The 23,994-nt window shown below is 65.3% G+C and carries 22 protein-coding genes; 3 read left to right on the top strand and 19 right to left on the bottom strand.

Annotation, left to right across the window (positions count from 1 at the left end; genetic code table 11):
- Both AC1D75_RS12855 and lspA read right to left on the bottom strand, forming a co-directional pair.
- Positions 1-930, bottom strand: coding sequence for an RluA family pseudouridine synthase (locus tag AC1D75_RS12855; RefSeq protein ID WP_495515576.1), 930 nt, complete (start codon positions 928-930; stop codon positions 1-3).
- Positions 927-1,616, bottom strand: a complete 690-nt coding sequence (gene lspA, locus AC1D75_RS12850; RefSeq protein ID WP_495515575.1) for a signal peptidase II — start codon at positions 1,614-1,616, stop codon at positions 927-929. Before lspA ends, AC1D75_RS12855 begins: the two co-directional genes overlap by 4 nt.
- Before the next feature lie 93 nt (positions 1,617-1,709).
- Between lspA and AC1D75_RS12845 the strand changes: the two genes are divergently transcribed.
- Complete coding sequence (locus AC1D75_RS12845; protein WP_495515574.1) at positions 1,710-2,633, top strand: hypothetical protein; 924 nt, start codon at positions 1,710-1,712, stop codon at positions 2,631-2,633.
- Positions 2,634-2,756: 123 nt separating this feature from the next.
- Here the strand turns inward: AC1D75_RS12845 and AC1D75_RS12840 are convergent, their stop codons facing one another.
- Positions 2,757-3,278 carry a WKL family lipoprotein gene (locus AC1D75_RS12840; protein ID WP_495515573.1) on the bottom strand — a complete coding sequence of 174 codons (522 nt, stop codon included), beginning with the start codon at positions 3,276-3,278 and terminating at the stop codon, positions 2,757-2,759.
- Positions 3,279-3,422: 144 nt separating this feature from the next.
- Between AC1D75_RS12840 and AC1D75_RS12835 the strand changes: the two genes are divergently transcribed.
- Entirely contained in the window at positions 3,423-4,355 is a 933-nt protein-coding gene (locus AC1D75_RS12835; RefSeq protein ID WP_495515572.1) for an asparaginase, read from the top strand.
- Between the two features lie 25 nt (positions 4,356-4,380).
- On the opposite strand, the gene AC1D75_RS12830 is transcribed toward AC1D75_RS12835, so the two are convergent.
- From AC1D75_RS12830 to AC1D75_RS12820, 3 genes are all read right to left on the bottom strand, one after another.
- On the bottom strand, positions 4,381-4,782 hold the full coding sequence (locus AC1D75_RS12830; protein ID WP_495515571.1) for a PaaI family thioesterase: 402 nt from the start codon (positions 4,780-4,782) through the stop codon (positions 4,381-4,383).
- 111 nt (positions 4,783-4,893) lie between these two features.
- The gene (locus tag AC1D75_RS12825; protein ID WP_495516072.1) at positions 4,894-6,255 is read right to left on the bottom strand and encodes a DNA polymerase IV; all 1,362 of its coding nucleotides are present in this window, start codon (positions 6,253-6,255) and stop codon (positions 4,894-4,896) included.
- Between the two features lie 86 nt (positions 6,256-6,341).
- Positions 6,342-6,797, bottom strand: coding sequence for a PNPOx family protein (locus tag AC1D75_RS12820; protein WP_495515570.1), 456 nt, complete (start codon positions 6,795-6,797; stop codon positions 6,342-6,344).
- Positions 6,798-6,906: 109 nt separating this feature from the next.
- Between AC1D75_RS12820 and AC1D75_RS12815 the strand changes: the two genes are divergently transcribed.
- Positions 6,907-7,620 (top strand): TetR/AcrR family transcriptional regulator, encoded by a 714-nt coding sequence (locus AC1D75_RS12815; protein WP_495515569.1) that lies wholly within the window; start codon positions 6,907-6,909, stop codon positions 7,618-7,620.
- On the opposite strand, the gene ileS is transcribed toward AC1D75_RS12815, so the two are convergent.
- The 13 genes from ileS to murD all read right to left on the bottom strand — a co-directional run bounded on the left by ileS (position 7,617) and on the right by murD (position 23,993).
- A complete protein-coding gene (gene ileS, locus AC1D75_RS12810) occupies positions 7,617-10,856 on the bottom strand; it encodes an isoleucine--tRNA ligase (RefSeq protein ID WP_495515568.1) in 3,240 nt (1,079 codons plus the stop codon). The genes AC1D75_RS12815 and ileS overlap by 4 nt on opposite strands.
- A gap of 239 nt (positions 10,857-11,095) precedes the next feature.
- Positions 11,096-11,575, bottom strand: coding sequence for a hypothetical protein (locus tag AC1D75_RS12805; protein WP_495515567.1), 480 nt, complete (start codon positions 11,573-11,575; stop codon positions 11,096-11,098).
- 28 nt (positions 11,576-11,603) lie between these two features.
- The gene (gene wag31 / locus AC1D75_RS12800; protein WP_495515566.1) at positions 11,604-12,428 is read right to left on the bottom strand and encodes a DivIVA-like cell division protein Wag31; all 825 of its coding nucleotides are present in this window, start codon (positions 12,426-12,428) and stop codon (positions 11,604-11,606) included.
- A gap of 418 nt (positions 12,429-12,846) precedes the next feature.
- Positions 12,847-13,128, bottom strand: a complete 282-nt coding sequence (locus AC1D75_RS12795; protein WP_482142073.1) for a YggT family protein — start codon at positions 13,126-13,128, stop codon at positions 12,847-12,849.
- Between the two features lie 68 nt (positions 13,129-13,196).
- Positions 13,197-13,943 (bottom strand): cell division protein SepF, encoded by a 747-nt coding sequence (locus AC1D75_RS12790; protein WP_495515565.1) that lies wholly within the window; start codon positions 13,941-13,943, stop codon positions 13,197-13,199.
- Positions 13,944-14,023: 80 nt separating this feature from the next.
- The gene (locus AC1D75_RS12785; RefSeq protein ID WP_495515564.1) at positions 14,024-14,779 is read right to left on the bottom strand and encodes a YggS family pyridoxal phosphate-dependent enzyme; all 756 of its coding nucleotides are present in this window, start codon (positions 14,777-14,779) and stop codon (positions 14,024-14,026) included.
- Positions 14,772-15,488, bottom strand: a complete 717-nt coding sequence (gene pgeF / locus AC1D75_RS12780; protein ID WP_495516071.1) for a peptidoglycan editing factor PgeF — start codon at positions 15,486-15,488, stop codon at positions 14,772-14,774. The genes AC1D75_RS12785 and pgeF overlap by 8 nt, the downstream gene beginning before the upstream one ends.
- An 8-nt stretch (positions 15,489-15,496) precedes the next feature.
- Positions 15,497-16,687, bottom strand: a complete 1,191-nt coding sequence (gene ftsZ, locus AC1D75_RS12775) for a cell division protein FtsZ (RefSeq protein ID WP_482142070.1) — start codon at positions 16,685-16,687, stop codon at positions 15,497-15,499.
- A gap of 202 nt (positions 16,688-16,889) precedes the next feature.
- Positions 16,890-17,990, bottom strand: a complete 1,101-nt coding sequence (locus AC1D75_RS12770) for a cell division protein FtsQ/DivIB (protein WP_495515563.1) — start codon at positions 17,988-17,990, stop codon at positions 16,890-16,892.
- A complete protein-coding gene (murC, locus tag AC1D75_RS12765; RefSeq protein WP_495515562.1) occupies positions 17,987-19,507 on the bottom strand; it encodes a UDP-N-acetylmuramate--L-alanine ligase in 1,521 nt (506 codons plus the stop codon). Before murC ends, AC1D75_RS12770 begins: the two co-directional genes overlap by 4 nt.
- Positions 19,504-20,631: an undecaprenyldiphospho-muramoylpentapeptide beta-N-acetylglucosaminyltransferase gene (murG, locus tag AC1D75_RS12760; protein WP_495515561.1), complete on the bottom strand. Its 1,128-nt coding sequence runs from the start codon at positions 20,629-20,631 to the stop codon at positions 19,504-19,506. Before murG ends, murC begins: the two co-directional genes overlap by 4 nt.
- A gap of 54 nt (positions 20,632-20,685) precedes the next feature.
- Positions 20,686-22,488, bottom strand: coding sequence for a putative lipid II flippase FtsW (gene ftsW, locus AC1D75_RS12755; protein WP_495515560.1), 1,803 nt, complete (start codon positions 22,486-22,488; stop codon positions 20,686-20,688).
- Positions 22,488-23,993 carry a UDP-N-acetylmuramoyl-L-alanine--D-glutamate ligase gene (murD, locus tag AC1D75_RS12750; protein ID WP_495515559.1) on the bottom strand — a complete coding sequence of 502 codons (1,506 nt, stop codon included), beginning with the start codon at positions 23,991-23,993 and terminating at the stop codon, positions 22,488-22,490. Before murD ends, ftsW begins: the two co-directional genes overlap by 1 nt.
- Between the last annotated feature and the right edge of the window lies 1 nt (position 23,994).

Genomic DNA, 23,994 nt, shown 5'->3' with positions numbered 1-23,994 from the left:
CTAACCGGCCCGGAGAATGTCCAGCGCATGCTGCAGATCCGCCGGATAAGGACTCGTGAACTCCACCTGTCGACCGTCAGCCGGATGGGCGAACGACAACGCCCTGGCGTGCAGCCACTGCCGCTCCAGCCCGAGCCTGCCTGCCAGCACCGGATCGGCGCCGTACGTGATGTCGCCGCAGCAGGGATGGTGCAGGGCCGAGAAATGCACGCGGATCTGGTGTGTGCGGCCGGTTTCCAGGTGCACATCGAGAAGGCTTGCCGACCGGAACATCTCGACGGTGTCGTAGTGGGTGATGCTGTGTTTGCCCGAGGCCGAGACCGTGAACTTCCAGTCGTTTCCGCGGCTTCGGCCGATCGGGGCGTCGATCGTCCCACTGCGCGGATCCGGATGTCCCTGGACCACAGCGTGATAGCGCTTGTCGACGGTCCGCTGCTTGAAGGCCCGCTTGAGCGAGGTGTACGCGCGTTCGGAGGTGGCGACCACCATCACGCCCGAGGTACCCACGTCCAGCCGGTGCACGATGCCCTGCCGTTCATGGGCTCCCGACGTCGAGATACGAAATCCTGCCGCCGCCAGACCACCGATGACGGTCGGTCCGGTCCACCCGACCGATGCGTGGGCCGCGACCCCGACCGGCTTGTCGACCACCACGATGTCGTCGTCGGAATAGATGATCTCCATGCCTTCGACCGGTTGTGCCTCGATGGTCAGGACCCGCGCCGGTGCAGGCAGCACCACTTCGAGCCATTGACCACCGACCAGCTTGTGGGACTTTCCGACCGGCGCGCCCTCGACGCTGATGTCACCGTCGTCGGCGAGTGTGGCCGCAACCGTCCGCGACAATCCGAGCATCCGGGCGACGCCGGCATCGGCTCGCATTCCGTCGAGACCGTCCGGGATCGGCATGGACCGTGATTCCCGGGTCATGCGTCGCGGCCGTTCTCAGTTGGATCATCCGTGCTCACGTTGTCGTTCACTGCCTTTGTTGTTGTCGAGGTGTCTGGATCGTCGTCACGGTGGTCGTTGTCAGGGTGGTCGTTGTCACGGTGGTCGGCGGCGCGGGTTCCGTCGAACTCGAACCCGAAGAGGGTCAGACCCACCAGGAGGACGGCGCCACAGACCACCGCCGAGTCGGCGACGTTGAACACCGGCCACCATCCGACCGACACGAAGTCGACGACGTGCCCTCGGAGTACGCCGGGCGACCGGAACATGCGGTCGATCAGGTTGCCGACGGCGCCACCGAGCACCAACCCGAGACCGACGGCCCACCACACCGAACCGAGCCTGCTGCTGTACCGCACGATCCCGACCACAACGGCAAGCGCGACGATCGTCAGGATCCACGTGTAACCGGTGGCCATCGAGAAGGCCGCGCCACTGTTGCGGACCAGTTTGAAGGTGACCGTGTCGCCGATGATCTCGATCGGATCACCGGGTTCGATCACCGCGACCGCGATGATCTTCGTCACGAGGTCGGCGATCAGGATCACGACGGCGACGATCACCAGGGTCACCCAGACCTTGGGCCGGGCCGGTTGCGGGGTTACGTCAGCGGTCGAATCGCCGGCTGACTGGGGGGTGGGCTCGCTTGTCACCTGTCCATCATCCATGAGCGACTCGATACGCTGGCGGCCGTGTCCTCTCCTGCTCCGCTCCGGTCATCGACCCGAGTCCGATTTCTGCCGATTCCCCACCTTCCCCGGTTGTCGCGACCGGTCGGATCCCTCGCCGCGGCCCTGATCCTGACCGTCGGCCTGGCCGGATGTGGATCGGACGGCGAAAACACCCCTCCTCCCGCACCGACGGGATGCGCCACCGATAGCACCGCCGGTTCAACGGACGCGGCCCTGCTACCGGTCCCGCCCGCGCAGGTCACCCTGGAAACCGCAGGTGGCGAGCCCCTCGAGGCTGCTCTGAGCGCGTTCGACCGGGCCAGCGCGCAGCCTGCCAAGCTCGTGACGACGTCGACGTTCGCCTCCCCGGACGGCGAGGGCGCCGCGTCGTCGGCGACCACGGTCGACCTACCGATGACCGCCCGCGTCAACTGCACCGATGCCACCGACATCGACCTGCAGATCGGTGCCGCCGGTTCCCCCGACACCGCACTGAACGAAGCACTCAAAGCCCAGGACGGCTCCCGGGCCGGGATGAGCATCGGTACAGGTATGGCACCCATCTCACTTCGGATCCTGCCGGGCAAGGATGCGGACGACAACGCACGTCAGGCGGTCGAGGAAGCCCTCGTCTCCACCTTCCAGCGGTCCGTAACCCTGCCCACCGAGCCGATAGGTGTCGGGGCACGGTGGGAGGCCGTCCGGACCGTCAACGCCGGAGCCAGTGTGCGTCAGACGATCAATGCAACACTCACCGCGCGTGAGGGTGACCGGCTGACGGTCGAGTTCACCATCGACGAATCACCGAACAACTCGGCGTTCCGGCTTCCCGACGGCGGCACCCTGAACATCGAGAGCTATTCGATGACCGGCGGCGGAACGGTTGTCATCGATCTGACCCGGGGTGTGCCCGTCTCCGGTCAGATGAATATTTCCGGTGGTCGCACCCTGGTCGGCGGCGATGGAACCCAGTTCCGGCAGCTCCTCGGTTTCAACTCGACGTGGTCGCAGTAGCGCTGATCGCCGCACGACCCAGCACACACAGCAGCACCGGCGCCGATCGCGAGATATTCGCGTTCGGCGCCGGTGCTGGTTTTGTATCTGTTGTCGTCCCGATCGCTCAGGTCAACGTGTGTCCTAGCTGGTGGCCGGGCACATCGGGCTGGTCTCGTTGGCAGCCGACAGGAGCAGGCAGACCGTGGTCGAGGACAGCTTCCAGGTGCCCTGATCGAAGACGATCAAAGCCTCGAGCTGCTGCTCCGGGGTGTCCGGGAGCTTGACCTTGACGTTGGCCTTGGCCTGGTCCTTGCCCGCGGGACGGACCGGGGCAACGATCTGGTAGTCCAGGTCCGGGTTGGCCTGGGCGGCCTCGACCAGCTTGTCGAAGAGTCCGGGATCCTTGTCGGAGTTCTGCACCAGCTTGGTCTTCTCGCTGGCAGGCACATTCGGATCCAGCGCCGTCTCCAGCATGGTGTTGAGCTGCGCGGCGGTCGGCGGCTTGCTGGAGTCGGTCAGCCCGCCCTCGCCCGGGGCCTCAGAGCTGACAGACGACGTAGTCGTGGTGGTGGTGGGCGAGCCGCCGTCGTCGTCGGAGCAGGCAGCAATGGACAGGAAGGCGCATACTGCGACTCCGGCGGTCACGAACTTACGAAGCTTCAAAATCCGTCCTTCTCATTTCACAACCGGTCACCGCAAGTGACAGGTGCATCTGGTCGTTTGGGCCAAATCGGCATCGGTCTCGACCCACTATGCCAAATGCTTCCGGATTTGACCCGTACGGTCGGGGAGTCAAAGCTGGCCTGCATGGCGTACAAGCAGGCAGTGGTGTCGATTCTCACCACCGGCGGGACCATCGCGAGTCGCCGCTTCGCCGACGGAGCGCGTCCGGATGTCGGTGGTGCCGAACTCATTGCCACGGCAGCACCGGACGAGACCGAACTGCGGGTCCGCGACGTGGTGCAGGTCGATTCCGGAGCACTGCTCCCCACCGATCAGGATGCGATCCGGCAGGCGATGGCATCCGAACTCGCCGATCCTGACGTGAGCGGGGTTGTGGTCACACACGGCACCGACACCATGGAAGAGACCGCGATGCTCCTCGACCTGATGCACGCCGACCCGCGGCCGGTTGTCGTGACCGGCGCGCAACTACCCGCGGACTCCCCCGATGCCGACGGCCCGGCCAATATCGACGCGGCCATCGCAATGGCCCTCGACCCCGCTATGCGCGGGCGAGGAGTCCTGATCGCCATGGGCGGCGAGGTGGTCGCTGCACGCGGCGCGTCCAAGTTCGACACCCGAACGCTGATGCCGTTCCGGCAGGTTCATCCGGGGCTACCCCGTCGGCTGGTGCCAACCGCGACGATCGCCGGTGTCCGGGTCGACATCATCGCCCTCTATCCGGGCGTCGATCCACAGATTCTCGACTGGGCCGCCGATGTCGGCGCCGCCGCAATTGTGCTGTCGGCCAGCGGTTCCGGGAACACCCATCCCGAAGTGGTCGCGGCCGTCGGTCGGGTGATCAAACGCGGTCTGCCGGTGATCGTGTGTTCGCGGGTCCCGCTCGGTGAGGTGGTGCCACTCTACGGGGGCGGTGGTGGCGCAATCGATCTGATCAAGCGTGGCGCCGTGATCTCGCCATGGCTTCGTGCGTCCCAGGCACGAATCGCGGTGCAGGCGATACTCGCCGGAGGCGGTGGCCGAGAGGAGATCTCCGACTTCTTTGCCACCGTCTGAACCACAGCCGGTCAACCGGGCATCTTCAGAGCACGGCTTGGGTCTGCGTGACCTTCCCGATGAGCTTCCCGGCATCGTCATGGATTTCCGTTTCGACCACGATGAATCTGCTTCCGGCGTGCAACGGTGTCGCCGACGCGATGGCATGCCCCGACCGCACGGCGCGCAGGAAGTTCGTCTTCGATTCGACCGTGGTCGTGCCCGCTTTCCCCGCGGGCAGATTCAGGTAGGCGCAGACCGCGGCCGTGGCATCGGCCAGCGACATCAGTGCCCCTCCGTGGAGCGCTCCGCCCAGCGTGCACAGACTCTCGTCCCATGCCAGCCGGCTGCGAACCAGATTCGGTCCGTGCTCGAGCACCTCGATCCCCAGCTTCTCGGTGAACGGCATCGTCGTATGGAACAGCTGGGTTCCCTCGGTATCGATCATGGCCACCAGCGTGCACCCGGCAGGTGCACACAGTCCATTACCTGCCGGGTAATGCTGTGTGTGTGCTCGGCATGGAGTCGTCCACCGAAACCGGATGCACTCGCTCGGCGGTCAGTCCTCCTCGTGCACCGGACGCAGATACTCATCCGGCCAGTCGAGGCTGAGCAGCGAATCGGCACTGTCCAGGTCGGGATCGTCGAGGGAGAATGTGTGGGCGAATCCCGGACCAGTGGCCCGGGTTTCGAATCGGATCGTCACCCGGCCGTGGCCGCTGCCCTGTACCCAGCCGTAGCCGTGCTGCCGGTGGTGGACGTCATCGCCGGTGGTCCAGCGCAGCCGGTCGGCGTCCGGAGTGCGCCCGCCGGGATAGGACTCTTCCGCCGACGTCGCATCACCCTCGCCAGACTCGGGCCCGGCGAACTCGTCCAATTCCGGGAACATCGAAAACTGTTGCACCGCCGTCAAACCGGAGTATCCGACGCCGACCAGGCGGATCGGTCCGATCTCCTGCGGGTCGAGCACGAGACGTTGGGCAGCTGCGGCGAGGACCGGAAACTCTGTGGTGGCCGCGGTCAGCGTGCTCGACCGGGTGAGTACCGACATGTCGGACTTCTTGAGTTTGACCACCACCGTGCGTGATCCACGTCCATCGGCGAGCAGCCGGCGATGGGCCGAGGCCGCGGACCGTTCCACCGCACCACGTAGTTTCACCAGATCCGTGATGTCCTCGGCGAATGTCGATTCGGCGCTGATCTGTTTGGCCGAGGCCCGCTCGGCGACGGGCCGGTCGTCGACACCCTGCGCAAGCAGGTGCAGTCCGGGACCAACCGTGGCGCCCAGCACCGACGAGACCTCCATCGACGACATTGCCGCCAGGTCGCCGATCGTGTCGATACCCAAGCGCTGCAACCGTTCTCCGGCGACCGGCCCGATCCCCCACAGTTTGCGCACCGACAATCGGGCCAGGAACTCCCGTTGTTCGTCGGGGCGGACGACCACCACGCCGTCGGGTTTGGCCATGCCGGACGCGATCTTGGCGATCTGCTTACCGGTTCCGAAACCGACGGATGCGGCCAGGCCGACCTCGTCGCTGATCCGCTTCCGCAGTCGCTGCGCGAACCCTTCCGCGGCGGCGGCATCGGCCCCGGCCAGTTCGGCGGGCTCCCCGAATGCCTCGTCGAAGGAGAGGGTTTCGATCACCGGGATCATCTCGCGCATCAGGCCGAACACCCGCCTGCTCACCGCGCCGTACACGGACCCCCGCGGCGGCAACACCACCGCACCGGCGCCGACCAGCCTGCGGGCCTGATGCATCGGCATCGCCGAGCGCGCACCGAATACCCGAGCCTCATAGCTCGCGCCTGCGACCACTCCCCGCCCGCCCATGCCGCCGACCATCACCGGCCGCCCGCGCAATGTCGGCCGGGTGAGCTGCTCGACCGAGGCAAAGAAGGCATCCATGTCGATGTGCATCACCCACCGGGAACTGCTGCTCCCGCCCTGTTGTTGCACACCGGCAATCGTATGCCCCGGCCACGACACCAGAACCGACGCGGGCGTCAGGAAGTGGCGCGCAACTCAAAGACCGGAATGATCCTTCCCGCGGCCACCAGCTCATCATCGGAGGAGTCCGCGCTGATCTTGACCGGCATCAACGAGGCGACTTCCCACCCCCAGCGCTTCAGGTATGGACGCAGCAGCGTGGGCTTGTCCACGGCGTCGACTTCCGAGACCGAGTACGTGGTCGCGGTCCGGCCACCGCGCAGTGTGCAGGTGCCTGCCGCCCGTACGTTGCGGGCCCATTGGGTCTCGCCCCGCGCTCCGATCAGATAAGTGCGACCTTCGATCCGCAGCGGGTTGACCGGGATTCGTTGCAGATTGCCCGAAACCCGGCCGCGCACCTCGAGCGTGCGCGCCCCGGCGAGCGTGATCCCGCGGTCGGCCAGCCACGAGACGATGCCGTTGAAGAAGTGCACGCCCTTGCCGGGCTGGTTGTAATGCGTGATTGCGGTCATGACCTGCTCCTCCACTTGTTTAGAGAGCACTGCTCTCGCTTGATTCGAGTGTGCACCACTGCGGCGACAATTGCAAGAGCACTGCTCTCAGTTATGGCAGGATGAGGGTATGACCGACAAGCTGACACCACGTGCGCAGGCCCGGATACAGACGAACCAGCGCATCCTCGAGGTGGGCCGCGAGCATCTCGCGAAATATGGCGCGGCAGCGCTGTCATTGCGGGCGATCGCCCGGGAACTCGATCTGGTGTCTTCGGCGGTGTACCGATACGTCGCAAGCCGCGACGACCTGCTGACGATCTTGGTGGTCGACGCGTACACCGAACTCGCCGAGAAGGTCGGCGCCGCGCACAACACCGCACCCTCCGACGACCCGAGAGAACAGATCCGGCGCAGCTGCATGGCATTCCACGACTGGGCGGTCGCCGAACCCGCACGGTACGCACTGCTCTACGGCAGCCCGGTCCCCGGTTATCAGGCACCGGCAGAGAAGACCACCGAACCCGGGACGCGTGTTGTCGCACTGTTGATGCGCACCATCCTCGACGCCGCCGCATCAGGCCGGATCGCGCCGCAACCCTCGTCTATCGAGTCGAATGTCGGCGCCGTCTTCGACGGCATCCGAGAAGAGTTCGGCCTTGATCTCGACGACCGCCACCTCCACAGCGCAATAGCCCTGTGGGCAGGCACAGTCGGCCTGACAAGCCTGGAGGTATTCGGTCAGTTCGGCGTCGAGTCACCCACCGACATGCAGCGGTTGTTCGCACTGCAGATCGATGGGCTCCTCGATCGGATCGGACTGATACCGGCTCCAGTGACCTAGCCGGCCTTGGTGACCGTCGCCTGGACTCCGTCGCCGAGTTCGACCCACTCCCCCGATGCGGCTTCCTTGCGCCCGTCGACCAACGTCAGATCCACGGCCAGGATCTCGCCTGCGATGAGATCGGCGTGCCGCCTCGCCCACTCGAGGTGCTCGGCAGGCACCGCCAGGTCAACCTTGATCCGGTCGGAGACATCCAGGCCGGCGCTGCGACGCGCTTCCTGCAGTTCCCGGATCCGGTCCTTGGCCCAGCCCTCGGCTTCGAGTTCTTCGGTGACCGTGGTGTCGAGTACCACGAGCCCGTTGCCCGACGGCAGCTCCGCAGTCGATTCCGGCTTGACCGCAACGAGTTTGCGGGTGAACTCACCTTCGAGCAATTCGATACCGTCGGCACTGACCACCTCGGCGCCGTCGCGTTCGGTGATGCTGACGTTCCCGGACTTGACGGCCTTGATGACCCGCTGGACGTCCTTGCCCAGGCGCGGACCGGCCACCCGGGCATTCACGGACAACTCCACCTTGCCGTACTGATCCGCATCTTCGGTCAGGTTCACCGACTTCACGTTCATCTCGTCGGCGATGAGATCGGTGTACGGAGCCAGCCGCAGCGCATCGGGCGAGGCAATGGTCAACGCAGGCAACGGAAGTCGAACCCGCAACTTGTTGGCCTTGCGCAGGCTCGATGCCACCGAACAGACCGACTGCACGTCGTCCATCGCCGCGACCAGTTCCGGATCAGCGGGGAGTTCGTCCTCGGCGGGCCAATCGGTCAGATGCACCGACCGCTCGCCGGTCAGCCCACGCCAGATCGCCTCGGTGGTCAGCGGCAGCAGCGGCGCAGCCAGTCGGCAGGCCACCTCCAGTGCCGTGTACAGCGTGTCGAACGCCTCCGGCGCCTCGTCCTGACCGGCCCAGAAGCGCGAACGAGACCGCCGCACATACCAATTCGTCAGCGCTTCACAGAAGTTCCGGAACTCGTCACAGGCACCGGCGACGTCGTAGGTCTCCATCTGCTCGGTCATCGCGTCGCGGGTGGCCGCAGCCTTCGCCAGGATGTACCGATCGAGCACGTTGGTGGACGCGGTGCTCCACTGCGCGGGCCGCTCGGCGTACAACTGCAAGAAGCTGTAGGCATTCCACAACGGCAGCAATGCCTGCCGGACGCCTTCCCGGATCCCACGCTCGGTGACAACCAGGTTGCCGCCCCGCAGGATCGGGGAAGCCATCAGAAACCACCGCATGGCGTCGCTGCCATCCCGGTCGAACACCTCGTTCACATCGGGGTAGTTCCGCTTGGACTTCGACATCTTCTGGCCGTCGTCGCCGAGCACGATGCCGTGGGCGGCCACGGTCCGGAATGCCGGACGATCGAACAGTGCAGTCGAGAGCACGTGCAGGTTGTAGAACCAGCCGCGTGTCTGCCCGTTGTATTCGACGATGAAATCGCCTGGGCTGTGGCCTGGTTCGGTGTCGGTGCCCTCGAACCAGTCGGTGTTCTCGAAGGGGTAGTGCACCTGGGCGAACGGCATCGATCCGGATTCGAACCAGCAGTCCAGGACCTCGGGCACGCGACGCATGGTCGAGCGCCCGCTCGGATCGTCGGGGTTGGGGCGGGTCAGGTCGTCGATGTACGGCCGGTGCAGGTTGTCCGGGCGGACACCGAAATCGCGTTCGAGTTCGTCGAGGCTGCCGTAGACATCGGTGCGCGGGTATTCGGGGTCGTCGGAGACCCACACCGGGATGGGCGCACCCCAGTAGCGGTTGCGGCTGATGTTCCAGTCCCGCGCCCCTTCGAGCCATTTGCCGAACTGGCCGTCGCGGATGTGTTCCGGGGACCATTCGATCTGCTTGTTCAGCTCCACCATCCGGTCACGGAAGGTGGTCACGGCAACGAACCACGACGGAACGGCCATGTAGATCAATGGTTTTCCGGACCGCCACGAATGTGGGTAGGAGTGCTCGATCGTGTCATGGCGCACGATCTTGCCTGCCGCCTTGAGGTCTTTGATGATCATCGGGTTGGCATCGAAGACCATCTGCCCCTCGTAGGGCGGGACCATCGAGGTGAAACGGCCACCCGGATCGAGCGGTTGCACGACCTCGATCCCGGCGGCCGTGGCCAGCTCCATGTCCTCTTCACCGAAAGCCGGTGCCAGATGGACGATTCCGGTTCCACTCTCGGTGGTGACGTAGTTGCCCAACAGGATCCGATGGGCGCCTTCGTGCCCGATGAAAAAATCGAAGGGCGGCCGGTACCTGATGTTCTCCAGCTGCGAGCCGGTGTAGGTGCCGAGTACCTCTGGGTCCGAACCCAATTCACGCGCGTAGCTGCCGAGCAGCGCGCTGGCGAGCAGGTACTCCTGCCCGTCCTCGCCGCGAACGTGGCTGTACTCGGTGTCGGGATGGACGGCCATCGCCAGGTTCGAGGGCAGGGTCCAGGGCGTGGTGGTCCAGATCAGGGCGTTCACGCCGTCGAGCTCGGCAGGGCCGGAGTCCTTGGTTGTCAGCGGCATCCGCACGGTCAGTGCGGGATCCTGACGCATCCGGTAGGCGTCGTCGAGCTTGCTCTCCTGATTGGACAGCGGTGTCTGCTCATACCAGGAGTACGGCAGCACGCGGTAACCCTGGTAGACCAAGCCCTTGTCGTGCAGTGTCTTGAATGCCCACATGACCGACTCCATGAAGTCGATGTCGAGGGTCTTGTAGTCGTTGTCGAAGTCGACCCAACGCGCCTGGCGGGTGACGTACTCGCGCCATTCATCGGTATACCGCAGCACCGACGAGTGACAGTAGTCGTTGAACTTCGCCACGCCCATGGTCTCGATCTGGGCCTTGTCGGTGATCCCGAGTTGCCGCTCGGCCTCGAGTTCGGCAGGCAGGCCGTGTGTATCCCAACCGAACCGGCGGTCGACCTTTTTGCCGCGCATGGTCTGGAAGCGCGGCACGAGATCTTTGACGTAGCCGGTCAGCAGATGGCCGTAGTGGGGCAGGCCGTTGGCGAAGGGCGGTCCATCGTAGAAAACGAATTCCGGCGCGTCCGCCCGGTTGTCGATCGATGCCCGGAAGGTGTCATCGGACTTCCAGTAATCGAGCACCCGCTCCTCGACCTCGGGAAATGAGGGCGCTCCGCTGCGGGTGCCGCCTGCGAGATCAACCAACGGGTACACCCGCCCGGTTGCATTCTGTCCCGCCGATTCCTGTCCCGAAGAACCCTGCGCTGCCGATTCGTGTGAACTCACTACCGTCTCCTCGTGCTCTGGCGTATCAGCCGGCACGGGGACGAACCGATGGTTTCATCGGCCGCGGTACCACCCCGCTTGCGCCTCGAATCGGCGCCACTCCATCGATTGACCGGCACACTCCTGCCGGTAATCGCCGAGGCTTTGACGGACCTCATCCGCCCGGTTCTACTGAGGACCTCGCGGCCCCGTTCTTCCGGGTGCTCCCCGGTGATGGCCGGATCAATGCGTCTTCAAGTCTAACGTGGTTTGTCCAGAAAGATTTCTTCGGTCGGCGGATCATCATCCCGACCGTGTTTCGATATCCGAGGGATCACACCGGTGTCGGCGTCAGATCCTGCGTCATTGCCGCCCGCATTGCGGGTCTGGCCCTCGGACGAGTCGCCGGCTGCGGGATCTTCCTCATGTTCCGCCGTGGCGGACCAATCCCCAGCCTGCTCCTGATCCGAGGTCCCGACCTCGTCATCACTCACATCACCGTCGGCGGTGTCGCTGCCGGTAGCGCCACGGTCAGCATCGCTGCTGTCGGGGCCATCCGCGTCGGTTCGGGTTGAAGCAGAAGAACTCCGCCCCAGTCCGAGTAGGTCGGCAATCAGAAATCCGACGCCGATCACGCAGACGACCACACAGGCGATCGCCAACCAGAGAACACCACTGACCAAAGCCGCCACCAGTAGGACAAATCCCACCAGGGTGGCCGACAGCGCCAAAACCAACACTTTGAAGCGTCCTGGTTACCCGGTCGCGTCAGTTACTCGGCTTGGAGAATCCGCCCGTGTTGGTGAAGCCGCCATTGCCCGGATCGGACGAGAACGCATCACCACCGCGTGCATTGTCGACCGGTGCCGCACTGCCCCGTTGCTGCAGCTCTTCGAGCTGCGACTCCAGGTAGGTCTTGAGCCGGGTCCGGTACTCGCGCTCAAAGGTCTTGAGCTGCTCGATCCGGCCTTCCAGCACCGTGCGCTGCTGGTTGATGGTGCCCATGATCTCGGTGTGCTTGCGCTCGGCATCCGCCTGCAGGGCAGCTGCCTTCTCCTGAGCCTGACGCGTCTGCGTCTCGGCGCGGGTCTGCGAATCGGCGAGGATGGCCTCGGAGCGCTGACGCGCGTCGCTCAGCATCGCCTCGGACTTCGATCGGGCATCGCCGACCAGCGCATCTGCGCGGGCGCGGGCGTCGGCCACCATCGACTCGGACTCACTACGAGCATTGTTGGTGAGTCGATCGGCGGTCTCCTGAGCCAGACCCAGCACTCGGGCGGCCCGGACGCTCTGGTCGTCGTTCTGCGGTGCCGCGGGCGGCGCTGCCTCGGGGGCCGGAGCCGCCGGTTGTGCTGCCGCAAACGCCTGCGTGGCAGGTTCTGGAGTCGGTGCCGGCGCGTTCTTGGCCGCAGTGACCTCGCCCTCGAGCTCTTCAACCCGCTGTTTCAGGTCAGTGTTCTCTTCGATCAAACGCGCCAGCTCGGCTTCGACGAAGTCGAGGAACTGATCTACCTCGTCCTCGTTGTAGCCGCGTTTGCCGATCGGCGGTTTGCTGAACGCGACGTTGTGCACATCAGCTGGTGTCAGCCGCATTGGTCGGTCCCCTTATACCTTGTGTCGAACTTCGGTCTTCTACTTATCGGGCAGATGCTGGCTCAGCGTGTCCGCCAAACCGTGAGCGTCCTTCATATTATTCACGATATGCACACAGGCTGTAACTGGCGTCCATCCTGTCACACTAGAACCGTTCGTTGCACCCTATGGATGCCATGTCGAAATCAAACAGCGGTCAAAACGCACCATTTAGAACGGCGCGCCGTGAATCCGTGACCCGTTTGTTATCAACCTACTCGATACTAGTGCGTCCCACGCCAGTCGAGGTGATCCGGAGCGTCATCGCCCTGTTCACGCGGAGTGTCTCAGAGTGTCTGCGCCGCCCACGCACCGCAGATCCCCCGCGAATTCGGCGGTGGATACGAGTGTTCGGGCAAAAGAATCCGGGCGGGCCGAACTATCCGGCAACCACGGTCATCGCTATCAACACCAGGATCATCGTGATCATCAGGGACAGGTCCAGACGGACCGGACCGAGCGGGATGGGCGGAAGGATGCGCCGCAACGTCTTGATCGGCGGATCGGTGGATGTGAAGACACCCTCGATGACCACAACCGAGGCGCCGGTCGGGCGCCATTCCCTGGCAAATGTACGGACCAATTCGATCACCAGCCGGCCCAGGAGCAGCAGCCAGTAGATGAAGAGGACGTAGTAAATAATCTCTCGCGCGATCGTCACGCCATAACTCTGCCCGAATTCGCGACGGTTTGGGAAAACCGCAGCACTGGCGGCCTGTTGCCGGTGTCCTACTGGTGGTTGTAGAAGCCGGTCTCGGCGATCTTGCGGCGATCCTCGGCCGAGACGTCGATGTCGGCGGGAGCCAGCAGGAAGACCTTGGTCGCGACCTTGTCGAACGATCCGTGCAGAGCGAACGCAAGTCCGGCCGCAAAATCGACCAGGCGCTTGGCGTCGGCGTTGCTCATGTCGACGAGGTCCATGATGACCGGGCTGCCGTCGCGGAAACGCTCACCGATGGTGCGCGCCTCGGCGTAGCTGCTCGGCCGCAACGTGGTGATCTTGCCGAGTGGATTGTCTTCCTCGAAGACGCGGTCCAACTCGGCGCGGGAATCGAGAGCGAGTGCACCACGAGTGCTCGTGCCGCCACCGACGGTGGTGGTACGCGTGGCCGCAGGCCGGGTGCTGCCGAGCGGCTCGAGACGGGCCGAAGGCCGGGCAGGCGCCGGTGCGGCGGCGTAGCGATCGGCCGATTCGAACTGGGGGCGACGAGCACCGGCGTAGGCGTACTCCGGAGCGCGCTCGTATTCGGCGCCTGCGAACTCGGCCTCGCGGTAGTCACGGTCATCGACCTCGTCACGATACGGACGGGCGGCACCGGCTTCGTCACCGTAGAACGGCTCGCGGTAGTCACCATCGCGGTAGTCGCGCTCATACCGGCGAGCCCGGGCGGGGGCCGGATCCTCCAAGTAGTCGTCTTCGTAGTCTCCGGGCGGGACCATGCCGAAGTACGCCTTGAACTTGTGGATGGTGCTCATCGCATTTCCTCTTTCAGTCGCAGCTTGTACTCGACAATCTTTGTTAGCCATGTTGCTCGTGTTACTCGTGTGACTAACTGTTAGGGCGAGATTACTGGCCGTTGGCCCATGATTGCGGTACCGACACGCACGCATGTCGATCCGTACTTGACAGCGACCTCGAGATCGTCTGACATACCTGCCGACAATTCGGTTGCCGCCGGGTATTGCGTGACAAATCCCTGGTGGATGCGCGCCGCCTGCTCCAGCCACTGTTCCGCCGAACCACCGAGCGGAGCGATCACCATCAGCCCGCACAAGTCGAGATTCACTGATTCGGCGATGGCGTCGGCCAGGCCCGGCAGTTCGTCTGCCGATACCCCTCCGCGTCCCTTGGCCTCGTCGTCATCGAGGCCGATCTGGATGAGGACCTCCAGGGCTCCGGCGCGCGCGCCGTCCTCCCGGGCAGTTCCCACGGCACGGTCGAGTGCCTGGGCGAGTTTGAGACTGTCGACCGAATGCACTCGATCGGCCCAGCGGGCCACCGACTTCGCCTTGTTGCGCTGCAACTGACCGATCATGTGGAACCGCAGATCGTCGCGCCCGGTCGAGGCCCGAACCTGCGCGGCCTTCTCCCCTGCCTCAGGTTCACGCGACTCACCGAACTCGGTGGCGCCTGCGGCAACCAGCAGAAGCACGTCCTGCGCGGGAAAGAACTTGGTCACGGGCAGCAACTGCACCTCTGCCGGTGAGCGATCCGCCGCGAGACAAGCCGCGTCGACACGACTGCGGACACGTGCAAGATTCGCGGCGAGTTCTTCTCCGCGCTCGGATGTCCGGTCAGAGCCCTCAGGCACCGCTGTCCATCCAGATGACAGAAGCGATCCGTCCCGTCGGCGCGCTGCGCCGGTGACTGAACAGGGCCTGGTCTTCGATCGTGCACCGAGGATCCTGCGCGACCGCATTGACCCCGGCCTCCAACAGCTGGCGGCGGATCCCGGCCCGAAGATCGAGCCCGGGAGTGCCCTTGAGCGTCGTGGTGGCGCTGCCGGGCAGGTGCGCCTCGACATCGGCCTGCATGTGCGCGGGTACCTCGTACTGCCGACCACTGGCGGCCGGTCCCATGAATGCACCGATCCTGCTCACCACCGCGCCTGCGGCTTCCATCTCGGCGAGCACCCGCGGAACGATCCCGATCCGCGCGCCGACCCGTCCGGCATGGACCGCCGCGATCACACCCGCCGTCTCATCACTGAGCAGCAACGGAACGCAGTCGGCCGAGAGCACGGCCAACGCGAGATCCTTGGTCGTGGTGACCAACGCGTCGGTGGCAGGTACCGGCTCGGACAGTGGACCGTCGACGGTGACCACGTTGCGGCCGTGGATCTGTTCCATCCAGACCACCCGGGAGGCACCGACGCCGATCTCGTCACCGAGTCGGATCCGGTTGCGTGAGACCGCCTCCGGATCGTCACCGACATGATCACCGAGATTGAACGAAGCATAAGGGCCGGTCGAAAAGCCGCCTGCCCGCGAGGTGGTCACCCGCCTGACGCGAAAACCCACTGCCACGCTCAGCGCTTCATGAACGGGGGAACGTCCACCTCATCGTCGGCCTCGTCCATACCGTGGGCCGGACGCGAGGTCTGGCGTCCCTGGCGATCATCGGCGAAGGGGTCTCCGGCAGGAGCCTGCGCGAACAGCGAGTCGCGGCGTTCGGAGTCGCTGCCCTTGGACACGACACCCGAGCGTCCGGATCCCACCGAGGCGCTGCGAGCGGCGACCGTTGCCGCGGACTCGACCGGCTTACGGGCCGGTGATCCACTGTCGAAGCCGGCTGCGATGACCGTGACGCGCACCTCGTCGCCGAGGTTGTCGTCGATCACGGTGCCGAAGATGATGTTGGCGTCGATGTGGGCAGCTTCCTGCACCAGAGTGGCCGCCTCGTTGATCTCGAACAGACCGAGATCGCTGCCACCGGCGATGGAGATGAGCACACCGTGCGCGCCCTCCATCGAGGCCTCGAGCAGTGGCGAGTTGATCGCCGACTCGGCGGCCTTGGTGGCACGATTCTCGCCACGCGAGGAACCGATACCCATCAACGCGCTACCGGCATTGCTCATCACACCCTTGACGTCGGCGAAGTCGACGTTGATCAGTCCGGGTGTGGTGATCAGGTCGGTGATGCCCTGAACACCGTTCAGGAGCACCTCGTCGGCACTGCGGAACGCATCCATCAAACTGACGGCGGCATCGCCCATCTGCAGCAGCCGGTCGTTGGGGATGACGATGAGGGTGTCGCACGACTCGCGCAGGGCGGTGATGCCGACCTCGGCCTGCCCTCCGCGGCGCTTGCCTTCGAACGAGAACGGACGGGTGACCACACCGACGGTCAGCGCACCGAGCTTGCGCGCAATGCTCGCGACGACAGGTGCGCCACCGGTTCCGGTGCCACCACCCTCTCCGGCGGTGACGAAGACCATGTCGGCGCCCTTGATGAGCTCCTCGATCTCGTCTTTCGCGTCTTCGGCGGCGCGGCGACCGACCTCGGGGTCGGCGCCGGCGCCGAGACCACGGGTGGAGTCGCGACCGACGTCGAGTTTGACGTCGGCATCACTCATCAGCAGGGCCTGGGCATCGGTGTTGATGGCAATGAACTCAACACCTTTGAGTCCCTGTTCGATCATGCGGTTGACGGCATTTACTCCGCCGCCGCCAATACCGACGACCTTGATCACGGCAAGGTAGTTGTGCGGGGGCGTCATGGCGCTCGCCTTCCTTTTGGTCTGTTCGAACCAGTTTGGTTCTACGGCACGGCCGCTTCGCGAAAACCCTCAACCTAAACCATAGGCTTAGAGTTATGTCAAGTAGTCGTGTGCTGATGGAAACGCTAGGCACCTTCGGACACCGGAGCCAGCAACCGGCGCGGCGTGTCGGGAAAGAACTGTGCGAATTGCACCAAATCGGCTATTTGAACGTCGGATTCGACGGGCTGGACACATTGTATTCGGTTCCCGGTTGCGTCAGCACATGGCGCAGGGTCTCCGCTTTCTCGGCGTTTCGACTGTCGTCTCCCCACACCACGGTGCGGTTGTCCTTGAGTACCAACACGATATTGACCGGAGAACTGACCTCGATCGCGGCGATTTGTTCCGACACATATGGGGGAACCTGCGCCATCATCGTCAACGCGGCCCGTGTCGAGGCGTCACCCGAACCCGGATTCCGGGTACGCAGCTGGGCCAGCCCGGGCGGCGGATCCTGTTGCGCGAACTCGAATCCCAGCTTGTCCATCAAGTACTTCTGTCCGTCACGTTCGGTGAAGACGACGGCGACACGTTCGACCACGGAGATACTGATGGTCGAGGGGTACTCACGCTTGACCCGGACCGAGGCGATCCGCGGCATCATCGATACCCGCCGGGCCGCGGCCGCAGCATCAACCTGAAGAAGCGGCTCGCCCGCGGGAATTGCTGCCGCGGAGGTGATCTCCTCCATCGGCACCGCGGAATTGCCCGTCACGTCGACGCTCCGCACCGACATCAGCGGCGTGAAGTACGCAACCAGGAACAGTGCGATGACCGCCGCTATGACACCGATGGTGCCGACCAGCACGCGCATGCCGCTGATCGCCGGCCGGGCGCGACTACGACCATTGCTTGTGCGACCACGGCTTTTGCGACCACTGTTCTTGCGACTCAGCCAACTGAACCTGCCTCGGCCGAACCGTCCGCCGCGATCCCTCGCCGACGTTCCCCTGCCGTCCGAATCGTCCGATCTGCCGGAGTCGTCGACGTCGCCGCCGGTTTCGATGTCGTCGGCGTCCACGTCGTCACCGAACTCGTCTGGGTCGAACTGTTCTGGGTCGAACTGTTCTGGGTCGAACTGTTCTTGGCCGTACTCGTCCCCGACGAAATCATGTGGGCCAGGGACTTCCGCGTCGATGTCTGCTGGGTCGATCTCCCCTGGGTCGCGGCCGCCCGGACCGAGCTCATCTGAACCGACGTCCCTCGCGCCGCCGGTACGCCGCGACTTCTCATCGCGGCCGGGCCGACCACGCCCGCTCATTGTTCGCCCCGCGGGATCCGGTCGTCCTGATTCACCCGACCGGCATCGCGCAACGCTTTGACGATCTCCCCTGCCTGCATGGTCACGTCACCGGCACCGATGGTGAGGATCACGTCCTGCGGCTGGGCCAGTTCGACCACCTGACGCGGGAGCGCCGAGACATTTGGCTGGAACGCAACGGGTTTGCCGATCCGTTCGGCGATCGTCACGCCACTGATGCCCGGGATCGGTTGCTCACGGGCTCCGTAGACATCGAGCACGATGACCTGATCGGCGAGGTCGAGTGCGCCGGCGAACTCGGTCGCGAATGTTTGTGTGCGTGAGTACAGATGGGGCTGGAAGATGGCCACCACACGGCCACCGTCGACGTCCACCATGTCGCGCGCCGCGGTCAGCACCGCCCGTACCTCGGTGGGGTGATGTGCATAGTCGTCGAACACCCGGATTCCGCCGACCGCACCGCGCAGCTGGAATCGGCGGTGCACACCGGTGAAACCCTCGACGCCTCTGATCACATCGGAGATCGGCGCCCCGGCAGACTCTCCGGCAAGTACCGCGGCCATCGCGTTGAGCGCCATGTGTTTACCGGGGACCGGCAGATTCATCTCGTGTTCGACGACCACCCCGTCGCGGTCGGTGAATCGAACCTGCGCGATACCCCCACCGGCGCGGCTCTGCCAGGCCAACAGCTCGGCAGCGAGCGGAACACCCGGAGCCAGATCGCGATGCACCCCTTCGCCGTAGCCGCGGACCGATATCCCCCGCGCGACCAACCGTTCGTTCACCCGGCCCGCGAACGCCGCCGAACCCGGATCGTCCAGGCAGACCACGAGGGTCCCGCCGTCGACGATGCGGTCGGCGAAGTCGTCGAACACCCTCACATAGGCCTCTACGGTCCCGAAGAAGTCGAGATGATCGGACTCGACATTGGTCACCACGGCCACGTCCGGCGTGTATTCCAGGAGCGATCCGTCGCTCTCGTCGGCCTCGGCCACGAACAGCTCGCCCGAGCCGTGGTGGGCGTTGGTTCCGGATTCGTTCAGCTGTCCACCGATGGCAAACGACGGATTGAGACCACAGTGCTGCAGCGCGACCACCGTCATCGAGGTGGTGGACGTCTTGCCGTGGGTGCCCGCGATCAGCAGATTGCGATGCCCTTCCATCAGCGTCGCCAGCACTCCGGGCCGCAGCAGAATGGGAATCCCGCGCTCGCGTGCGGCCACCAGTTCGGGGTTGTCCTTGGGGATGGCGGCCAGCGTGGTCACCACCACCGTCGGACCGCCGTCGAGCATGTCGAGTGCGGAACTGTCATGTCCGATGTGGATCTGGGCACCACGGGTGCGTAGATCGACCACACCCCGCGATTCCTTCGCGTCGCTTCCAGAGACCTGACCGCCACGCGCCAGCAGAATCCGTGCCAGCCCGGACATGCCCGCGCCACCGATCCCGACCATGTGCACGCGCGAAAGTTGTGCAGGCAATGGTTGTTTCATATCTCCGGCGATCGGCTCGTTCATCGGCTCGCCGCCGCACGCCGGGCTTGCGCGAGTTCGATGCCGGCGGCGGCAACAGCCTGCGCGGCACCCCTGGCACCCGATCCGGCGGCCGCAGCGGCCATGGCCGACAACCGCTCGGGATCGGTCAACAACGGCGGAAGGGTTTGCGCCACATAGTCCGGCGTCAGATCGGCATCGTCGACCATCAGCCCACCGCCGGCCTCGACCAGTGGAGCCGCGTTCAGACGTTGCTCACCATTGCCATGCGGAAGCGGGACATACACCGCGGGCAGACCGGTTGCCGAGACCTCGGCGACGGTCATCGCGCCGGACCGGCAGATGGCCAGATCCGCTGCCGCGTATGCGAGGTCCATCCGCGAGATGTAAGGCAGGCCGACATACGGCGGTGTCGCGTCGAACGGCTCTAGGGTGTTCTTCTTCCCGTAAGCGTGCAGAACACCGATTCCGTTGTCCGCCAATGTCTGTGCCGCGCCACGGACAGCGGTGTTGAGACTCTGCGCACCTTGTGATCCACCGAAGACCAGCAGGGTCGGCGCATCGGGATCGAGCCCGAAGAAGGCCCGGGCCTCGGCACGCAACGCACCACGATCGAGATCGGATATTGCTGCGCGCACGGGGATTCCGACAACGTCGGCCGCCAAGCCCGATCCGGGAACCGCGGCCAGCACGCGCTGGGCCAGCCGCGCGCCCACCTTGTTCGCCACACCGGCGCGCGCGTTGGCCTCATGGATGACCACTGGGATCCGTGCACCCGAACGGCTCCGCAGGCGGGCCGCCAGATACGCGGGCAACGCGACGTATCCACCGAAGCCGATGACCACGTCGGCGCCCACCTCATCGAGGATCCGACGCGTGGCTGCAACCGACTTGGGTAGCCGCAGTGGAAGTTTGGCCAGATCCGCATTGGGTTTGCGGGGCAACGGTACCGGCGGGATGAGCTCGAGGCGATAGCCGCGCTCGGGCACCAAGGTCGTCTCGAGTCCCCGCGCTGTACCCAGCGCGGTGACCTTGATCGTCGGATCGATCTCGATCAACGCATCCGCGACGGCCATCGCCGGTTCGATATGACCGGCTGTACCGCCACCTGCCACCACAACCGACAGCGGCCGGGTCGATTCACTCATGGCTTCATGCCCCATCCGCCTGCGCCCCGTCCAGATTTCCATCCGGCGGTTCGCTCACCGCCTCGGTCGCGGATCGCGGTATCGGCGGTCGTCGCCGTAGGCCGGACGGGCAGAGGTATTGCTGCCGCGACGGATATCTCGCGGCTGACGATCATGGGCATAACTGTCATTGTTACGCAGTGACTGCGACCGGCGCTGCGGCGGGCTCGCAGTGCCGTCATAACCCCAATCCTGGGGTCGCTGAACCCGCACGCGCCTGGTGTCCTCACGCGCTGGATGGCTGCGTGGAGGCTGTCGTTTCTGGGCCGGTCGCCGCGCTGGTTCAGTGGCCGCAGCGCGGCGCGCGCGTCCCACCGGACTCGGTGCGCGCTGCACCCGTCGCCGATCCAGGCGGTCGCGCAGAACCTCGGCACGGGTCTGAGCGTACGGAACCGGATTGGGCAGCCGGAGCATTCGGCCGAACCTGCCGTCTCCACCCGATGCCAGTGCCGCGACCGCTTCCGGTTCGTGCCGTGCCGCGTTCGCCAGCAACCCGAACATGATCAGTGTGGTCAGCGTCGAGGTGCCACCGGCCGACAGCAACGGCAGCTGGATACCCGTCACCGGGAGCAGACCCACGACGTAGCTGATGTTGATCAGTGCCTGCGCGGTCACCAGGATCGTGATGGTCGCGGTGAGCAGTCGCAGGAACGGGTCCACCGAGCGAACCGCGATCCGCAGGCCGACAAAGGCGAACAGACCGAACAGCAACAGCACGAGGACGCCACCGACGAGTCCGAGTTCTTCGCCGATGATCGCGAAGATGAAGTCGTTGTGGGCGTTGGGCAGGTAGTTCCACTTCGCCCGGCTCTGCCCGAGCCCCTCACCGAACGGACCACCATTGGCCAGGGCATACCGGGCCTGCCTGGCCTGATAACCCGCACCCTGCGGATCGTTGTCCTGACCCAGGAAGCTGAGCACCCGCGCGCTGCGATAGCCGGCCGACATGGCGAGCACGGCGGCCAGCGCCACACCGGTGAGCGCGAAGAAGCCGAAGACCTTCATCGGCAAACCTGCAAACCACAGCAGTGCGCCAATGATGATCGCGATCGTGATGGTGGTACTCAGGTTCGGTTCGAGGATGATCAGGCCACAGATCAGGATCGCGACCGGGATCAGCGGGATGAGCAACTCACGCAGTTGCGCGTTGTCCCGGCGACGGGAAGCGAGCAGATGGGCACCCCAGACACAGAGTGCAACCTTGGCCAGCTCTGAGGGCTGTACCGAGAGTCCGCCGATGACGAACCACCGTCGGGCACCCTGACTCAGGGTTCCGATGCCGGGCACCAGGACCAGCATCAGCATGATCGTGGTGATGATGATCGCCGGGGCGGCCAGCCGTCGCATGATCCGCACCGGCATCCGTACGGCGAAGTAGAACAGCACCACGCCCATCGCGGCGAACACCAACTGCGTGGTGAACATGCCGTATGACGAACCGGTTTTTGAATAACCCTCCACTGACGATGCCGACAGCACCATCACCAACCCGAAGGCGGTCAGCAGGACGGTCAGGGTCACCACGAGATGAAACGACGCCAGGGGCCGGCTCAGGACACCGGCGACCCTGGTGAGAATCGAACCGATCCCCTCGCCGAGGGAGATGACCCGGCGATCCGGCGTGGACTTGGAGGTGCCGCGAGTGCCTGCCGCGGTCGAACCGGCGGGCTCTGCCTTGTCGTCGGAGCCGCCACCGATGTCGACGCCTTCCAGATCCCCATCGTCCTCGAGGTCCACGCCGCCCAGGCTTGTTTCCGGCTCGGAGTCGATATCCGAATCAATATCGTCAGAGTCCGCGTTGATCCGGTTCTTTCGCATCAGGATTCCCCCAGCACCTGCGCGCCCGGGAGAGCGCGGGCACTCGCGGCGAAGCTGTCGCCGCGGGCTCCGTAACCGGAGAACATGTCGAGCGATGCCGCCGCCGGGGCCAACACCACTGCATCAGGGGTGTCCGGGTCGGCTGCGCAGAGGCCCCAGGCAGCCCGCACCGCGCTGTCCATGACCGCGTCGGCGGAGACCGGATCTACAGAAGCCGGGGCGATGTTCACCGACTCATCTTCCCCTGTTACTCGTGTGACTGTTGGGACCAAAGGGGCGTGTCGTGCCATTGCATCTCTGATGATGTCGCGATCGGCTCCGATGATCACCACCCCGGCGAGCCGATCGCGGACGGCGATGATGAGTTCGTCGACCGAAGCACCCTTGAGCAATCCCCCGGCAATCCAGATCACTCGGCGATGTCCCAGGATCGAGGCCTGCGCGGCGTGGGGGTTCGTCGCCTTCGAGTCGTCGATGAAGGTGGTTGTGCCGACGATGGCGACCGGCGCACTGCGGTGTCCGGCTACGGTGAACGCTTCGAGCCCTTCGGCGACGGCTTGCGGGCTCACCCCGACCGCCCGGCACAGCGCCGCCGCCGCCAGCGCATCGAGGACGCCGGACGGACCTTGCGGCCGCACCTGGTCGGCGTCGATCAGGGCAACGACATCGGTCAACGGGATCGGCTGAGAATCGCCACTCGCGTCCCAGTCGACCCTGTCGACCAGTCGGCCGTCGAGGACACCGAGTTCATCCGGCTCCGGGACCCCGAGCCGGAATCCGAGTGTGCGGCCCTCCGGATCCGAGCCGGTGAGGTTGCCTGCCACCGGGTCGTCGCGGCCGACAACCGCAACCGGTCCCGACAGGGCGATGGCCTTGGCCTCGACGTAGGCATCCATCGAGCCATGCCAGTCGAGGTGGTCTTCGGCGATGTTGAGCACCACACCCGCGGTCGGACGTACCGACGGTGCCCAGAAGAGTTGAAACGACGACAGTTCCACCGCGAGCTGCTCGACGCGGGGCTCTGCGACCAAAGCGTCGAGCACCGGCAGGCCGATGTTGCCGCAGGCCATGACCGAGGCGCCGGCAGCGGACAGGATCGACTCGATCATCCCGGTGGTGGTGGTCTTGCCGTTGGTACCGGTGACCACCAGCCATTGACGAGGCGGGCCCGTGACGCCGGATCGGTCCACCTGCCAGGCCAATTCCACCTCGCCCCACACCGGTAGCCCCGCGGCCGCGGCCGCAACCACCAGTGGGTTGTCGGGGCGGAAGCCCGGCGATGCGACGACGAGGTCGAAGTCGGCGGTCCAGTCCGAGGTGGCGGTCAGCGTATCCGGGGACACCGCCGCAGCACCGGCGGCGACCAGCGGTTCGAGCGCGGCAGGTCGGTTGTCGCAGACGGTGACCGCCACATCATGGTTCAGCAAGAACCGCGCGGCGGACGCTCCGGCAATACCGGCGCCCGCGACCAGAACCCGCTCACCCCACGGTGCCTGCACCGTCATC

The sequence above is a fragment of the Williamsia sp. Y712 genome (assembly GCF_059445525.1).
The sequence above is the reverse complement of the archived record's forward strand: the minus strand, read 5'-3'. Positions and strand labels throughout refer to the sequence as shown.

Bases quoted from the DNA above. Each gene is read 5' to 3' on its own strand.
- AC1D75_RS12855 (WP_495515576.1), bottom strand. From the start codon at position 930: ATGACCCGGGAATCACGGTCCATGCCGATCCCGGACGGTCTCGACGGA.
- lspA (WP_495515575.1), bottom strand. From the start codon at position 1,616: ATGGATGATGGACAGGTGACAAGCGAGCCCACCCCCCAGTCAGCCGGC.
- AC1D75_RS12835 (WP_495515572.1), top strand. From the start codon at position 3,423: ATGGCGTACAAGCAGGCAGTGGTGTCGATTCTCACCACCGGCGGGACC.
- AC1D75_RS12830 (WP_495515571.1), bottom strand. From the start codon at position 4,782: ATGATCGATACCGAGGGAACCCAGCTGTTCCATACGACGATGCCGTTC.
- AC1D75_RS12825 (WP_495516072.1), bottom strand. From the start codon at position 6,255: ATGCACATCGACATGGATGCCTTCTTTGCCTCGGTCGAGCAGCTCACC.
- AC1D75_RS12820 (WP_495515570.1), bottom strand. From the start codon at position 6,797: ATGACCGCAATCACGCATTACAACCAGCCCGGCAAGGGCGTGCACTTC.
- AC1D75_RS12815 (WP_495515569.1), top strand. From the start codon at position 6,907: ATGACCGACAAGCTGACACCACGTGCGCAGGCCCGGATACAGACGAAC.
- wag31 (WP_495515566.1), bottom strand. From the start codon at position 12,428: ATGCGGCTGACACCAGCTGATGTGCACAACGTCGCGTTCAGCAAACCG.
- AC1D75_RS12790 (WP_495515565.1), bottom strand. From the start codon at position 13,943: ATGAGCACCATCCACAAGTTCAAGGCGTACTTCGGCATGGTCCCGCCC.
- ftsZ (WP_482142070.1), bottom strand. From the start codon at position 16,687: ATGACGCCCCCGCACAACTACCTTGCCGTGATCAAGGTCGTCGGTATT.
- AC1D75_RS12770 (WP_495515563.1), bottom strand. From the start codon at position 17,990: ATGAGCGGGCGTGGTCGGCCCGGCCGCGATGAGAAGTCGCGGCGTACC.
- murC (WP_495515562.1), bottom strand. From the start codon at position 19,507: ATGAACGAGCCGATCGCCGGAGATATGAAACAACCATTGCCTGCACAA.
- murG (WP_495515561.1), bottom strand. From the start codon at position 20,631: ATGAGTGAATCGACCCGGCCGCTGTCGGTTGTGGTGGCAGGTGGCGGT.
- ftsW (WP_495515560.1), bottom strand. From the start codon at position 22,488: ATGCGAAAGAACCGGATCAACGCGGACTCTGACGATATTGATTCGGAT.
- murD (WP_495515559.1), bottom strand. From the start codon at position 23,993: ATGACGGTGCAGGCACCGTGGGGTGAGCGGGTTCTGGTCGCGGGCGCC.